The organism is Kitasatospora sp. NPDC004723 (assembly GCF_040609255.1).
Lineage (GTDB): Bacteria > Actinomycetota > Actinomycetes > Streptomycetales > Streptomycetaceae > Kitasatospora.
Window position 1 is genome coordinate 71,867 of the sequence record NZ_JBEXJT010000015.1, and the last position, 13,306, is coordinate 85,172.

General features: G+C 73.6%; 14 protein-coding genes. 5 read left to right on the plus strand and 9 right to left on the minus strand.

The window, feature by feature from the left end; translation table 11 throughout:
* Positions 1 to 100 precede the first annotated feature (100 nt).
* Positions 101 to 1,249 (plus strand): alpha/beta hydrolase-fold protein, encoded by a 1,149-nt coding sequence (locus tag ABZW10_RS17455; RefSeq protein WP_355365833.1) that lies wholly within the window; start codon positions 101 to 103, stop codon positions 1,247 to 1,249.
* Positions 1,250 to 1,351: 102 nt separating this feature from the next.
* Here the strand turns inward: ABZW10_RS17455 and ABZW10_RS17460 are convergent, their stop codons facing one another.
* Both ABZW10_RS17460 and ABZW10_RS17465 read right to left on the minus strand, forming a co-directional pair.
* On the minus strand, positions 1,352 to 1,681 hold the full coding sequence (locus ABZW10_RS17460) for a hypothetical protein (protein WP_355365836.1): 330 nt from the start codon (positions 1,679 to 1,681) through the stop codon (positions 1,352 to 1,354).
* A 292-nt stretch (positions 1,682 to 1,973) separates the two neighbouring features.
* Positions 1,974 to 2,771: an IclR family transcriptional regulator gene (locus ABZW10_RS17465; protein WP_355365839.1), complete on the minus strand. Its 798-nt coding sequence runs from the start codon at positions 2,769 to 2,771 to the stop codon at positions 1,974 to 1,976.
* Positions 2,772 to 2,900: 129 nt separating this feature from the next.
* On the opposite strand from ABZW10_RS17465, the gene aceB reads away from it, so the two are divergent.
* Positions 2,901 to 4,577, plus strand: coding sequence for a malate synthase A (gene aceB / locus ABZW10_RS17470; protein ID WP_355365842.1), 1,677 nt, complete (start codon positions 2,901 to 2,903; stop codon positions 4,575 to 4,577).
* Between the two features lie 120 nt (positions 4,578 to 4,697).
* Here aceB and ABZW10_RS17475 read toward each other — a convergent pair whose 3' ends face one another.
* Entirely contained in the window at positions 4,698 to 5,795 is a 1,098-nt protein-coding gene (locus ABZW10_RS17475; protein ID WP_355365845.1) for a winged helix-turn-helix domain-containing protein, read from the minus strand.
* Positions 5,796 to 5,850: 55 nt separating this feature from the next.
* Here ABZW10_RS17475 and ABZW10_RS17480 point away from each other — a divergent pair, with 55 nt between their 5' ends.
* Positions 5,851 to 7,113, plus strand: a complete 1,263-nt coding sequence (locus tag ABZW10_RS17480) for an MFS transporter (RefSeq protein ID WP_355365848.1) — start codon at positions 5,851 to 5,853, stop codon at positions 7,111 to 7,113.
* A gap of 110 nt (positions 7,114 to 7,223) precedes the next feature.
* Here the strand turns inward: ABZW10_RS17480 and ABZW10_RS17485 are convergent, their stop codons facing one another.
* The 6 genes from ABZW10_RS17485 to ABZW10_RS17510 all read right to left on the minus strand — a co-directional run bounded on the left by ABZW10_RS17485 (position 7,224) and on the right by ABZW10_RS17510 (position 11,319).
* A complete protein-coding gene (locus ABZW10_RS17485) occupies positions 7,224 to 8,609 on the minus strand; it encodes an 8-oxoguanine deaminase (RefSeq protein ID WP_355365851.1) in 1,386 nt (461 codons plus the stop codon).
* 44 nt (positions 8,610 to 8,653) lie between these two features.
* On the minus strand, positions 8,654 to 9,571 hold the full coding sequence (pucL, locus tag ABZW10_RS17490) for a factor-independent urate hydroxylase (RefSeq protein WP_355365854.1): 918 nt from the start codon (positions 9,569 to 9,571) through the stop codon (positions 8,654 to 8,656).
* Positions 9,572 to 9,599: 28 nt separating this feature from the next.
* On the minus strand, positions 9,600 to 9,935 hold the full coding sequence (gene uraH, locus ABZW10_RS17495; protein ID WP_355365857.1) for a hydroxyisourate hydrolase: 336 nt from the start codon (positions 9,933 to 9,935) through the stop codon (positions 9,600 to 9,602).
* A gap of 89 nt (positions 9,936 to 10,024) precedes the next feature.
* The gene (gene uraD, locus ABZW10_RS17500) at positions 10,025 to 10,528 is read right to left on the minus strand and encodes a 2-oxo-4-hydroxy-4-carboxy-5-ureidoimidazoline decarboxylase (RefSeq protein ID WP_355365860.1); all 504 of its coding nucleotides are present in this window, start codon (positions 10,526 to 10,528) and stop codon (positions 10,025 to 10,027) included.
* A gap of 141 nt (positions 10,529 to 10,669) precedes the next feature.
* The gene (locus ABZW10_RS17505; RefSeq protein WP_355365863.1) at positions 10,670 to 11,050 is read right to left on the minus strand and encodes a helix-turn-helix domain-containing protein; all 381 of its coding nucleotides are present in this window, start codon (positions 11,048 to 11,050) and stop codon (positions 10,670 to 10,672) included.
* Positions 11,047 to 11,319 (minus strand): thiamine-binding protein, encoded by a 273-nt coding sequence (locus tag ABZW10_RS17510; protein ID WP_355365866.1) that lies wholly within the window; start codon positions 11,317 to 11,319, stop codon positions 11,047 to 11,049. Before ABZW10_RS17510 ends, ABZW10_RS17505 begins: the two co-directional genes overlap by 4 nt.
* Positions 11,320 to 11,549: 230 nt before the next feature.
* On the opposite strand from ABZW10_RS17510, the gene ABZW10_RS17515 reads away from it, so the two are divergent.
* Positions 11,550 to 12,695 carry a glycerate kinase gene (locus tag ABZW10_RS17515; RefSeq protein ID WP_355365869.1) on the plus strand — a complete coding sequence of 382 codons (1,146 nt, stop codon included), beginning with the start codon at positions 11,550 to 11,552 and terminating at the stop codon, positions 12,693 to 12,695.
* A 131-nt stretch (positions 12,696 to 12,826) separates the two neighbouring features.
* Complete coding sequence (locus ABZW10_RS17520) at positions 12,827 to 13,264, plus strand: DUF6882 domain-containing protein (protein ID WP_355365872.1); 438 nt, start codon at positions 12,827 to 12,829, stop codon at positions 13,262 to 13,264.
* Positions 13,265 to 13,306: the final 42 nt, after the last annotated feature.

The following is a 13,306-nucleotide window of genomic DNA, read 5'->3' on the forward strand; positions in this document are numbered from 1 at the left end:
CCGGGCGACGAACCTGCTGCGGACGGGGGAACCGGGGCGGCCCTCCCGGGTGTCCTTCCCCCGGGGGTGGGGGAGTACGAGGCGTGGGAGCAAACAAGACATGGGTCTGACGAGCCACAAGGTGCTGGCGTTGACCGTCCTGATCGCCGTCGCGGCGATGGCCGGGACGGTCTGGCTGTGGCCGAGACTGTCGAAGCGCAGCTGGCAGGCCGTCCTCGGTCGGATCGGCGCGCTGCTCGCCACCCAGCTGACGGTACTCGCCGCGCTCGGTCTGGTGGCCAACAACTACTTCGCGTTCTACAGCAGTTGGGACGACCTGCTGGGCACCGGCGACAGCGGCCCGGTGGTCATCCAGAACAAGGTGGACGCCTCCGGCCGGCTGCGCGTCGAGACCATCGGCCACGCCGAGGTGCAGGGCGGCGGAGCGCTCGGCCGCGACCCCGGGAAGTCCGGCGAGATCCGCGAGGTCCGGATCGACGGCGCCACCACCCGGCTCTCCACCGAGGGCTACGTCTACCTGCCGCCGCAGTACTTCCAGCCGGAGTACGCGCAGAAGCAGTTCCCGGTGCTGATCGTGAGCACCGGCTTCCCCGGCCTCGCGAAGAACCTCGTCACCCGGCTCAACTACCCGGGCGCGGCGCTCAAGCTGCTCCAGGAGGGCCGCATGCAGCCGACCGTGATGGTGCTGGTGCGCCCCTCGCCGGCGCTGCCGCAGGACACCGAGTGCGAGGACATCCCGGGCGGCGCGCAGTCCGAGACCTATTTCACCAAGGACGTGCCCTCGGCGGTCCAGGCGAGCTTCCGGGTGTCGGCCGACCCGCAGGCCTGGGCGTTCATGGGCAACTCGACCGGCGGCTACTGCGCCCTCAAGCTGGCGATGCGCCACCCCGAGGTCTTCCCGACCGCCGTCTCGCTCTCCGGCTACTACCGGGCCGCCGAGGACCCGACCACCGGCGACCTCTTCAAGGGCAGCGCCCAGCGGCGCGACGAGGCCGACCTGATGTGGCGGCTCAAGAACCTCCCGCAGCCGAAGATCGCGGTGCTGCTGGCCGGCACCAAGGAGGGGGACGGCGACTACCGGCGCGAGACCGAGGCGTTCGTGGCCGCCGCGCACAGCCCGATGAAGGTCTCCTACAGCATGCTGGAGACCGGTGGCCACAACTTCGAGACCTGGAGCAGGCTGCTCCCGTCCTCACTGGAGTGGATCTCCCAGCACCTGTCCGTCCCGGCCGCCGGCCAGTCGGCCTGACCGGCCCGGAGCCGGCCCAGGACCGGCCCGGGACAGGCAAGGAACCACCTCGGAGCCGCCGCGGGACCGGAACCGATCCGGTCCCGGCACGCGGCCGCGGGCTCAGGCCACCTGCTCCAGCGTGCCGGTGTGCAGCTCGCCGACCCGGCCGCCCTCGCCCTCGTACGTCCAGAACGCGCGGACCGTCATCCGGGCCAGGTCCATGACGTGGCTGACGGTGATGCCGCTCACCTCGGTCCAACTCACGAAGTACAGCTGCGGGCCGATCTCGGCCACGTGCAGGGTCACGTCCTCCCACTGGCCCGCCGACTCGCCGAGGCCCTCCCAGCGCAGCCGCTTGCCGTCGGCCGAGTAGGCGTTGCGGAAGGCCGCGCCGTTGTCGACCCGGAACAGGTAGGTACGGCCGGCGAAGGCGGGCAGGGGCGCGGTCATGGTGGGGCGGATCTCCTTGTCGGGCGGCGCGGACGGAGCTCCAACTTATCCGACCACCCCGCCCCCGCGGCGCACTTTCCCCGTCGGACCCGCCACACCGGACATCTCCGCGGCGCCGTTCCCCCGGCCGGCCCGGCGCCCGCCGGGGCCTGCGGCGGCCCAACTGATCCACCCCGCCCGACCGTTGCCCGTCCACGGGCGAAGCGGTGCGGGCCGTGCGACGGCTGCCACGGCCCGGCAGGCCCGCCCGGCCCGCCGGGGCCTCCGCGCAGCCGCAGGGCCGTCAGGGCCGTCAGGGCGCCAGGACCTGCCCGAGCCGGGTCGCGATCCCCTGCATCACCGGTACCAGGGACGCCGCCCCGGCCTGCTCCTCCAGGGCCCGGACGCGGGCCTCGGGACCGGAAACCGACAGCGCCGTCGGGGTGGGCGCGCCCGGGACGGCGAGCGCGATGCAGCGCACCCCGATCTCCTGCTCCTGGTCGTCGACGACGTAGCCGCGCTCGCGCGCCTCGGCGAGCTGGCGCATCAGCTCCCGCGGGTCGGTCACCGTGTGCGGGGTGTGCGCGGGCAGCGGGTCGGGTCCGAGGACGGCGCGCGCCTCCTCCTCCGGCAGCTGTGCCAGCAGCGCCTTGCCGACGCCGGTGCAGTGCGGCTGCACCCGCCGGCCGACCTCGGTGAACATCCGCATCGAACGCCGCGACTGCACCTGGCCGACGTACACCACCTCACCGCCCTCCAGCACCGCCAGGTTGGCGGTCTCGCCGGTGGCCTCCATCAGCTCCGCCAGGTAGGGGCGGGCCCAGCTGCCGAGCAGCCGGCCGGCGGTCTCGCCGAGCCGGATCAGCCGGGGGCCGAGGGTGTAGCGGCGGGCGGTGTCCTGGCGGACATAGCCCTGCTGGAGGAGGGTGCGAACGAGGCGGTGGATGGTCGGCATCGGCAGGCCGGAGGAGGTGGAGAGCTCGCTGAGCGTCGCCACGCCGCCGGAGTCGGCGAGCGCCTCCAGCAGCTGGAAGGCCCGCTCGACGGACTGCACCCCGCCGCTCGCGCGCTCCGGGGTCGTTCTCTCGGTGCTGTCGGAGGTCGGGGCCACCGGCGGTTCCCTTCGCTGTGGGGGAGGAGTACGGTCCCGGCGATCCTCTCAACACACCGTTGGAATTCTGTATCGCGGAAACTAGTCTCCACCTTACAGAATCGAGCCCTCCATCGAGGAGTCCCGCTGATGGCTGAAGACCACGGACCCGCAGCCCCCGCAGCCCATGCGGCCCATGCGGCCCCCACCGCCGCTCCGGCCGTCACGGTCGCGGGTCCGGACGTCGACCGGGCCGAGGAGGTGCTGACCGCACCGGCGGTCGCCTTCGTCGCCGGCCTGCACCGCGCCTTCGACGGCCGGCGCCGCGAACTGCTCGCCCGCCGCCGCGAACGCCGCGCCGAGATCGCCCGCACCGGCACCCTGGACTTCCTGCCGGAGACGGCCGCCGTGCGCGCCGCGGAGTGGCGGGTAGCCGACGCCCCCAGGGCGCTCCAGGACCGCCGGGTGGAGATCACCGGCCCCACCGACCGCAAGACGGTGATCAACGCGCTCAACTCCGGCGCCCGGGTCTGGCTCGCCGACTTCGAGGACGCCACTTCCCCCACCTGGGAGAACGTCATCGGCGGCCAGGCCAGCCTGATCGACGCCTTCGAGCGCCGGATCGACTTCACCACCCCCGCCGGCAAGGCCTACACCCTGCGGCCCGCCGCCGAACTCGCCACCGTCGTGGTCCGCCCGCGCGGCTGGCACCTCGACGAGAACCACCTGCTCGTCGACGGCGAACCGGTGGCCGGCGCCTTCCTCGACTTCGGCCTCTACTTCTTCCACAACGCCGCCCGGCTGCTCGCCCGCGGCGCCGACGACCCCAACTCCGGGCCGTACTTCTACCTCCCGAAGACCGAGAGCCACCTGGAGGCCCGGCTCTGGAACGACGTCTTCGCCCACGCCCAGGCCGAACTCGGCATCCCGTACGGCACGATCCGCGCCACCGTGCTCATCGAGACCATCACCGCCGCCTTCGAGATGGACGAGATCCTCCACGAACTGCGTGACCACGCGGCCGGCCTCAACGCCGGCCGCTGGGACTACCTGTTCTCCCTCGTCAAGAACTTCCGCGACGCCGGCGCGCACTACATCCTGCCGGACCGCAACACCGTCACCATGACCTCCCCGTTCATGGCCGCCTACACCCGACTGCTGGTGCGCACCTGCCACCGGCGCGGCGCCCACGCCATCGGCGGCATGGCCGCGTTCATCCCCAGCCGCAAGGACCCCGAGGTCAACGCGGCGGCCCTGGAGAAGGTCACGGCGGACAAGGACCGCGAGGCCGGCCACGGCTTCGACGGCTCGTGGGTCGCCCACCCCGACCTCGTCCCGGTCGCCCACGCCTGCTTCGACGCCGTCCTCGGCGAGCGCCCGCACCAGAAGGACAATCCGGGCCCGGCCGAGCCGGTCACCGCCGCCGAACTGCTCGACGTCGCCGGCGCCGGCGGCAGCTGCACCCGTGCCGGGCTGCACAACGCCGTCCAGGTCGGCGTCCGCTACATCGAAGCCTGGCTGCGCGGCCTCGGCGCGGTCGCCGTCTTCCACATGATGGAGGACGCCGCCACCGCCGAGATCTCCCGCTCGCAGGTCTGGCAGTGGATCCACAACGACGTCGTCCTCGCCGACACCGGCGAGAAGGCCACCGCCGAGCTGGTCCGTCGGCTGGTCGCCGAGGAGCTGATCGCGCTGCGGGCCGAACTCGGCGACCGGACCTACGCCGCCGGGCGCTGGGAGGAGGCCGCGCGGCTCTTCGAACAAGTCTCCCTGGGCGAGGAGTTCGAGGACTTCCTGACGGTGCCCGCGCTGCCGCTGCTGGGCTGAGCCGCCCGGCGGGGCGCGCGGCCCGCCCGGGGGGAGTGGCGGACCCGGGACCGGGTTCAGGGACAGCCGGGCTCAGGGACAGCCGGGCTCAGGGACAGCCGGGCTCAGGGACGGCCGCGCTCAGGGCCGGCCGGCCGCCAGCGCCTCGCCGAGGCCGCTGCGCCGGTAGAGCACCCGGCGGCCGTGCCGGGTGCGCTCCAGCAGACCGGCGGCGGCCAGTGCGCCCAGGTGCCGGCTGACCGCGCCCGGCGTCACCCCCAGCCGGTGGGCGAGTTCCGTGGTGCTGGCCGGGGCCGCCAGCAGCATCAGCAGCCGCGCCCGGGCCGGGCCGATCAGCCCCACCAGCCCGGCCGGCGCGGCCCGCACACCGGTCGCCACCGCGGCGCCCGCCCCAGCCGTCACCCCGACCCCCATCCCGCCCGCCACCGCGGGCGGACCGTCCGGCCCGGCGGTCCGCGGCAGGCCCTCCGCCATGGTCGCCCTGCCGCGTGCCGGGTAGGTGATCAGCAGCGGGTCGTCCTGAGTGATGTCGGTCTGCGCCCCGAGTCCGGCCAGTGTCGGGATCAGCACCAGCCCCCGCCCGGCCACGTCCACCGTGGTGCCCAGCGCCCGGACCGCCGGATTGTCGTCGATCAGCCGCAGCACGCCGTCCCGCCAGGAGATCCGGGCGTCCAGGTCCGCGAACAGGCCTTCCGCGCCGCGCTCCGACAGCAGCCGCGCCCGGTACGCGAGGTCCGCCTCCAGCACCGACCGCGCCCGTGGCCACCACACGGGGGCCAGGCACCGCCGCCAGTACGCCGACAGCGCCTCCGCCAGCCGGGCGGTCAGCGCGGTCAGCGCCGCCGGGTCGTCGATCGGCGCGGCGAGCACGGGGGGCAACGGGTTCCCGCCGCCCGGGTAGGCGGCGAGCAGGTCCGCCCGCACCACCTCCGGCGGGGTGCACGCCATCCGGGCGACCTCGCTGTCGAAGTCCGGCCGGGGCATTGTCGGACGGGGCGTCAGAAAGTCGGGCACGAAGGCGTTCGGGGCGATGAGCACGTCCAGCAGTTCGGTGTCCAGGGTGGCGTAGCGGTCCTGCCAGCCGGCGATCCAGGGCTGCTGCTCCGGGTAGTACGACGTCCAGCGGCGGGCGCGCAGGCCCAGCACCGTCTCCTGCAGCGGGGAGTAGGCGAACCAGGTGGCGGCGAGGTCGTCCACGCCGAGTCGGAACTCGAACATTGACCGTAACGGTAAAAGAATTCCACCCGCCCGGGAACCCCGCTGTGCTGGTGCCATGACCTCCTCCACCGCTGCGGCGGCGCGTCCGCGTGCCCTCGTCCGCCGCCTGCTGCCCGCCGATCCGCTGCTGCGCAGGCTTGCGCTGATGACCCTGGTGAACGCCGTCGGCGACGGGCTGTTCGTCACGGTGAACGTGCTGTTCTTCACCCGCTCCATCGGCCTGACGCCCGGTTCGGTGGCGCTCGGCCTCACCGTCGCCGGGGTGTGCGGGGTGTTCGCCGGGGTGCCGATGGGGCGGCTCGCCGACCGGACCGGGAGCAGACGGCTGCTGCTCGTGCTCGGGCCGCTGGAGGCGGCGGCGGTGCTCGGCTACGCCTTCGTGCACTCCTTCGCCGCGTTCGTGGCGCTGGCCTGCGCCGCGACGGTGCTCTCGCGCGGGGCGGTGGCGGTGCGCAGCGCGCTGATCGCGCGGGCGCTGCCGGCCGAGGGGCAGGTGCGGTCGCGGGCGCTGCTGCGCTCGGTGGCGAACGCGGGCCTGGTGGTCGGCTCGGGCGGTGCGGCGCTCGCGCTGCAGGCGGACTCCTACGCTGGGTACGTGACGATGCTGGTGCTGGACGCGGTGGGGTTCCTGGTGGTGACGGCGCTGCTGACGGGGCTGGCCGAACCCGCGACGGCCCTTCCCCGCAAGGGAGTCGAGGGGAGAAGCGCGGTCGGGCGCCGGACGGCGCTGCGGGACCGGCGGTACCTGCTGGTCACCGCGCTGCACGCCGTCCTGGAGTTGCAACTCGCTGTGCTGACCGTGGGGTTGCCGCTGTGGATCGTGCTCGGCACCGAGGCGCCGGCGGCGACGGTGGCGGCCGTGAACGTGGTCAACTGCCTGCTGGTGGTGCTGTTCCAGGTACGGGCGAGCCGGGGCGTCACGGACGTCCCCTCGGCGGCGCGGGCCTGTGCGCGCGGGGCGCTGCTGCTGGCGGCCGGCTGCCTGGGGTACGCGGCGGCGCGGTACGGCCCGGCCTGGGCGGCGGCCGCGGCGCTGCTGGCGGGCGCGCTGGTGCACACCCTGGGCGAGCTGCTCACCTCGGCGGGCGGCTGGACGCTCAGCCTGGATCTGGCGGACGCCGGTGCGCACGGCGAGTACCAGGGGGTGTTCCTGAGCGGGCAGGCGGGCGCGCACGTGATCGGGCCGCTGGTGGTCACGCTCACGGCGGTGGACCACGGGGCGGTCGGCTGGGTGGTGCTGGCGGGCCTGTTCGCGCTGGCCGGGCCCGCGTTGCCGGCGGCCGTGCGCGGGTCGGCTTCCGGGCCGCGGGCCTCGTGAGCCGGGGGCGGTGATGTGCGACCGGTGATGCGCCACCGGTGGTCGGACCGCTGCCGGCGTCCCACGGGGGTGGGCGCCGGCGCCGGTCCGGCGGAGTCCGGGTGGCGCCGTCAGTTCCTCCGCGCGGTGAGGTCCCTGGCGGCGCGGGCGCAGGCCCGCGCGATCCGGTCCTCGTCCACCGTGGTCAGCCGCCCCCGCTCGACGACGGCCTTGCCGTCGACCAGCAGCAGCGCCAGCGGCGGCAGCGCGCCGAGGGCGAGCGCGGCGACCGGGTCGGCGATCGACGAGTGCATCAGGCCGTCGACCTTCCACAGCGCGAGGTCGGCGAGCTTGCCGGCCTCGATCGAGCCGATCTCCTCCTGCCGTCCGAGCACCCGGGCGCCGCCCATGGTGCCCAGCCGCAGCACCCGGCGGGCGGTGAGCGCCTGCGGCGAGCCGTGCAGGCGGTTGATCAGCAGGGCGTTGCGCAGTTCGGTGCCGAGTTCGCCGGACTCGTTGGAGGCGGTGCCGTCGACGCCGAGGCCGACCGGGACGCCGGCCGCCAGCATGGCGGGCACCCGCGCCACCCCGGCGGCCAGGCGGGCATTGGAGGACGGGCAGTGCGCCACGCCGGTGCCGGTCTCGGCGAACTTGGCGATGTCGGCGTCGTTCATGTGGACGCCGTGCGCCATCCAGACGTCCTCGCCGAGCCAGCCGACCGACTCGAAGTAGTCGGTGGGGCCCATGCCGAACTGCTCCCGGCAGAAGGCCTCCTCCTGGGCCGTCTCGGAGCCGTGGGTGTGCAGCCGCACGCCCTTGCGGCGGGCGAGTTCGGCGGACTCCCGCATCAGCCGGGTGGAGACCGAGAACGGGGAGCACGGGGCGAGGGCGATCCGCAGCATGGAGCCGGGGGAGGCGTCGTGGTGGCGGTCGACGGCCTCCTCGGAGGCGGTGAGGATGGCGTCGAGTTCCTCGACGGCGTGGTCCGGGGGCAGGCCGCCGTCCTTCTCGCCGCGGTCCATCGAACCGCGCAGCGCGGTGAAGCGCAGGCCGAGTTCGCGTACGGCCTCGATCTCGGCGCCGAGGATGTCGCCGCCGTGCCGGGGGAAGACGTAGTGGTGATCGGCGGCGGTGGTGCAGCCGGACTTGAGCAGCGCGGCGGCGGAGCCCTGGGCGGCGGCGTGCACCAGCCGGTCGTCGATCCGGGCCCAGGTCGGGTAGAGGGCGACCAGCCAGTCGAAGAGGTTGTCGTCCTGGGCGAGGCCGCGGGTGATCCACTGGTAGAAGTGGTGGTGGGTGTTGACCAGGCCGGGGGTGAGGAGGTGGCCCTCGGCGTCGATCCGGCGCTCCGCGCCGTCCGGCCGGGCCGGGGCGGGGCCGTCGCCGACCGACTCGATCCGGTTGCCGAGGACGACCACGTGCCCGCGGGAGTACTCGGTGTCGTGGGCGTCGACGGTGGCGATCGCCGCGTTCTCGATGACGATCCGTCGGCCGGCGGGCGGGTGCTGGACTGCCATGGTGACTCCAGGGGGAGGCCGGGCGGGCACGGGGCGTCCGCGGGTCAGGCGACCGGGATGACCGGGACGACGCCCTCGCGGTGCACGGTGCCCTCGATGAGGCCGTACATCCGGTCGGCGGCGTAGTAGACCTCGTTGTCGTTGTCGAGGCCGAACGGCTTCAGGTCGACCAGGAAGTGGTGCCTGTTGGGGAGTTCGAGGCGGATCTCGTCGACCTCGGCGCGGTGGTCGAGGACGCGGGTGCCCATGGCGTGCAGGGTCTGCTGCAGCGAGTGGGAGTAGGTGCCGGCGAAGGCCTCCAGCAGGTGTCGTCTGACCTGGGTGTAGCAGTGGTCCCACGGGGGCGGGGCCTCGCCGTCGCGACCGGTGTGGCCGTACTTCCAGCGGGCGGTGATCCGGGTGGAGAGGATCCGGTCGTCCGCCTCCTGGAGGGTGGTGTACCCGTCCTTGAGGTAGCCCCGGAACTCGGAGTCGGTGGAGTTCAGCACGACCAGGTCCTTGAGGCCGGAGACCACCTGGACGGAGCGGCCGTCGTAGACGATCTCGCTGGTGCGGACCTCCTGGCCGGTGCGGACGAAGGAGTGGTCGTGGCCGGTTTGCCCGGGACCGGAGACGGGGCCGGGACCGGGGATCCGTTGCCAGGCGTACTCCTCGATCCGGATCCGGGCCCGGTGGACGACGCCGCGCTCGATGTCCTCCACGAAGTGCCGGGCCAGCAGGATGCCGAAGGCCTCGGCGGATTCGATGCCGTACTGCTTGGCGAAGGCGTAGACGGTGTTCTTGGTGGAGTCGGTGGGCAGGCAGTTGGCGTTGGACCCGGTGAGGTGGACGTCCTCGAACTCGCCGGAGAGGGAGACCGAGACGTTCAGGTCCTTGATCTCGTGGCGGCCGGAGCCCCGCTGGACGCGGACGATGCGGTTCTCCGCCTTGCCGTACTGGTTCTGGCCGAGCACGTGGGCCATGACGCGGTTCCCCTGTCAATCGATCGGTCTAGCTTCCGCGGTAGACCGAGTAGCCGAACGGGTTCAGCAGCAGTGGCACGTGGTAGTGGTGCTGTGCGGGCGCGACCGTGAAGACGATCGAGACCTCGGGGAAGAACGGCGGGTCCTCGGTGGTCCGCGCGAAGTACGCGGTGGTGTCGAAGACCAGCCGGACGACCGAGCCCGCCCCGACGGCCGGCAGGCCCGCGGTCCGGCCGTCGGCGTCGGTGGTGGACGTGCCGAGCACCGTCCAGCCGCCCTCGGTGCGCAGGGCGAGCTCGACCGGGACGCCCTCGGCCGGGCGGCCGAGGCTGGTGTCGAGCACGTGGGTGGAGATGCCGGTCATGGGAGGGGTGGCCTAACTGGTGGTGGTGCGGCGGTGGCACTGCTGGTGCGTACTAAGTGGACTGACGGTACGTCGGAAACGATGGGGCGTCAGTCACCTTCGAGCAGGCGGGTGATACGGATGTCGTTGATCCTCCGCAGTTCACCCCGGGCGATCTCCGTCTCGGTGGCGGGGTCGTTGGGGTGGCGCTCGCGCAGCGCGGTGAGCATGGCGGCCGGGGTGCGGCCGGTCGCGCAGATCAGGAACACGTGGCCGAACTTGACCTCGTACGCGGCGTTCGCCCGGCGCAGTTCGTCGAGCAGGGCCTCGTCGGCCCCGCGGACCGCGGCCTGATCCCGTCGGGAGGCGTCATTGCCCGGCTCCGGTGCGCCGATCCGGGGGTGGCCGGCCATCGCCTCGTGCAGATCGGCGGTGGAGAGGGCCGCCATCGCCGCGGCGTTGGCGTCGAGCAGGGCCCGGCGGTCCCGCCAGGGGCGGGCCGCCGCGACGGCGTCGGCCCAGGCGGGGCTGGCGCAGATGTCCAGCAGGATCCTCCGCAGTTCGCCGGCGTCGGTGGCCGCCAGGCAGTCGAGCGCGAGGGGACGGTCGGTCACGGGTGGACCTCCTGGGGAGTGGTGCCACCCGCACAAGCTAGATCCGAGGGATCGGGCCGTCAACACTCTGTTGAACAGTTGGTGGTGCGTGTCGCGGCGCGCACCCGTTGGCGGCGGCGTGCGGAGCGGATCGGCTCCGGGTCAGCCCGATTTCGAGCCGTCCTGGCGGTTCAGGTAGTTGTACACGGTGAAGCGGCTGACGCCGAGCGCCGTGGCGACCGTCTCCACGCCGTGGCGGACGGTGAACGCTCCGCGCTCCTCCAGCTGTGCGACCACGCGCTGCTTCTCCGAGCGGTCCAGCTCGGCCAGCGGCCGGCCGTCGAACCGGCGGGCCGTCTCGGCCAGCAGACGGTCCAGTGCATCGCCGAGGTGTGGCAGCCGGACGGCCAGCGCCCGCTCGCCCTCCCACTCCAGGACGATGTCCTCGGGCTTCGCCTCGCCCAGCGGGACGGGCGTCGCGCCGACCGCGTCCAGCAGCGGCTTGAGCGCTGCGGCGAGCGGGTGTTGCGGCTGCTCGGTCACGGCCGGCCGCCCGAGGCCGCGTCGTCGTCGGGCTGGCCGAGGACGCTGACCTGGAGCGAGATCCGGGTCGCGCCGGCGTCCAGGCTCTCCCGGAGCAGCGCGGTCACGGCGGCCAGGACCTGCTCGGCCCCGCCCTCGGCGCCGGTGCCGAACGGGCCGACCGAGACGGCCAGTCCGGCCTCGTCGACCGCCTGGCGGGCCGCCACGGCGTGCGGCGGGAATGTGTCCAGTTCGAACGGTTCTGTTGTGAACTCCACCATCAATCGCACCCGCTCACTCTAGCGATCACGGGCCGGGGTGGTGCTTCGCTTCGAGGGACTCGGGCGTTGGGGGGGTCCGGAGGGCGCGCGGTGAGAGCTGACAGAATCTGTTATCTGTTATCTGTTATCTGAAATCTGTCAGCCGTCAGCTGTCAGCCGTCCCAAGGCATCGACCGGGGCCGCCGGGGCTCATGCTTGATGAACCATCGCCGGACCGGTTCGGAATCGAGGCCCACGCCATGCCCGCCACCCCCCACCAGGGCCATGTGGTCGTCGCTCCCGACAAGTTCAAGGGAACCCTGGAGGGCGCCGAGGCGGCCGCCCGGATCGCCGCAGGCATCCGCCGCGCAGTGCCTGGTACCGAGGTGCGTGAACTGCCCGTCGCCGATGGCGGCGAGGGCACCCTGGCCGCCGCTCTCGCGGCCGGCTTCGCCCGTGTCCCCGCCGAGGTGGCCGGCCCCACCGGCCTGCCGGTGGACGCCGCGCTCGCCGTCCGTGGCACCACCGCCGTCGTCGAGCTCGCCCAGGCCGCAGGCCTGGCCCGGCTCCCCGACGGCCGGACCGCCCCGCTGACGGCCGGCTCCTACGGGGTCGGCCAGCTGATCGCCCGGGCCGTCGGCCAGGGGGCCCGGCGGGTCGTGCTCGGTCTCGGCGGCAGCGCGAGCACCGACGGCGGGGCCGGTCTGCTCCAGGCGCTGGGTGTCTCCCTGTTGGATGCGGACGGCGCGGAACTTCCCTCCGGCGGCGCCGCGTTGCGCCGGTTGGCGCGAATCGACCCCGGCCCGCTGGCCCGCACCCTGGCGGGCGTCGAGGTCGTCGTGGCCTGCGACGTCGACAATCCGCTGACCGGCCCGCGCGGCGCCGCAGCCGTCTACGGACCGCAGAAGGGCGCGAGCCGCGAGGACCTGGTGGTGCTGGAGGACGGCCTGACCCGGTTCGCCGAGGTCGTCGGCGCCGCGGTCGGCAGGGACGTCCGCGACGCCCCCGGTGCCGGCGCTGCGGGCGGGGTCGGATTCGCCGCGCTGGCGCTGCTCGGCGCCACCGTGCGACCCGGCATCGAGTTCCTGCTCGACCTGCTCGGTTTCGACGAGGCGGTCCGCGGGGCGCGCCTCGTCGTCACCGGCGAGGGCTGCCTGGACGCGCAGACGCTCCACGGCAAGGCCCCCGCCGGAGTCGCGGCGGCAGCGGCCAGGGCGGGGGTGCCGGTGGCCGCCGTGGCGGGGCGGGTGGAGCTGTCCGAGCGCGAGTGGCGGGCGGCCGGCTTCGTCGCCGCCTACGCGCTCAGCGAACTGGGCGACGGCCCCGCCGACAGCCTGACCAGGGCTGGTGAGCTGGCCGAGGTCGCGGGGGAGCGACTGGCGGCGGCCCTGCTGCTGCGCGCCTAGCTCGGCGTTCGGCATCCGGGCCCGCTGACCTGGGCCGTCAGTCCGAAGGGGAGGATCTGGCCGACCGTTCCGGCGCGAGGAGACACGGCAGCGACCGATCGAAGCACGACCACCGCGCATGGGAGGAGGTCGTGCTCGCGGCCCGCGAACGCGCTCGTACTCGGCAGGTCCTCATGATCGACCGTTTCGGACTGTCGGGTGACGTGCAGGACGAGTGGTCGATGGATGACGCGCGGATCACCTGGTCGCGCGCCGGCAAGGTCTTCCTCGCCGGTCGGCTCACGGTGATCGGCAGTGTCGGCATCCCCCGGCAGTCCTGGCTGTGGACGTGGGCGAACGAGCCACTTCCGCCCGCGACCCTGGGCGACATCGAGCGGGTTCGGCGGTTCGGCGAGGAGAACGGCTACCCCGTCCTGCCGTGGCCGGGCTTCAACCACCACCCCGAACTCGTCGCCGAGGCCCGGATGGTCGCAGCATCCGTCCTCGACGCGGAAGGGCTGTGGGCGGATTCCACCGACGACGTGCAACTCCACTTCCTGGTCCATGACGTGGATCCCGTCGCTGGATGACGGCATGGGACTCGCCGCACCGCCGCCCGGTCCATTGACGTC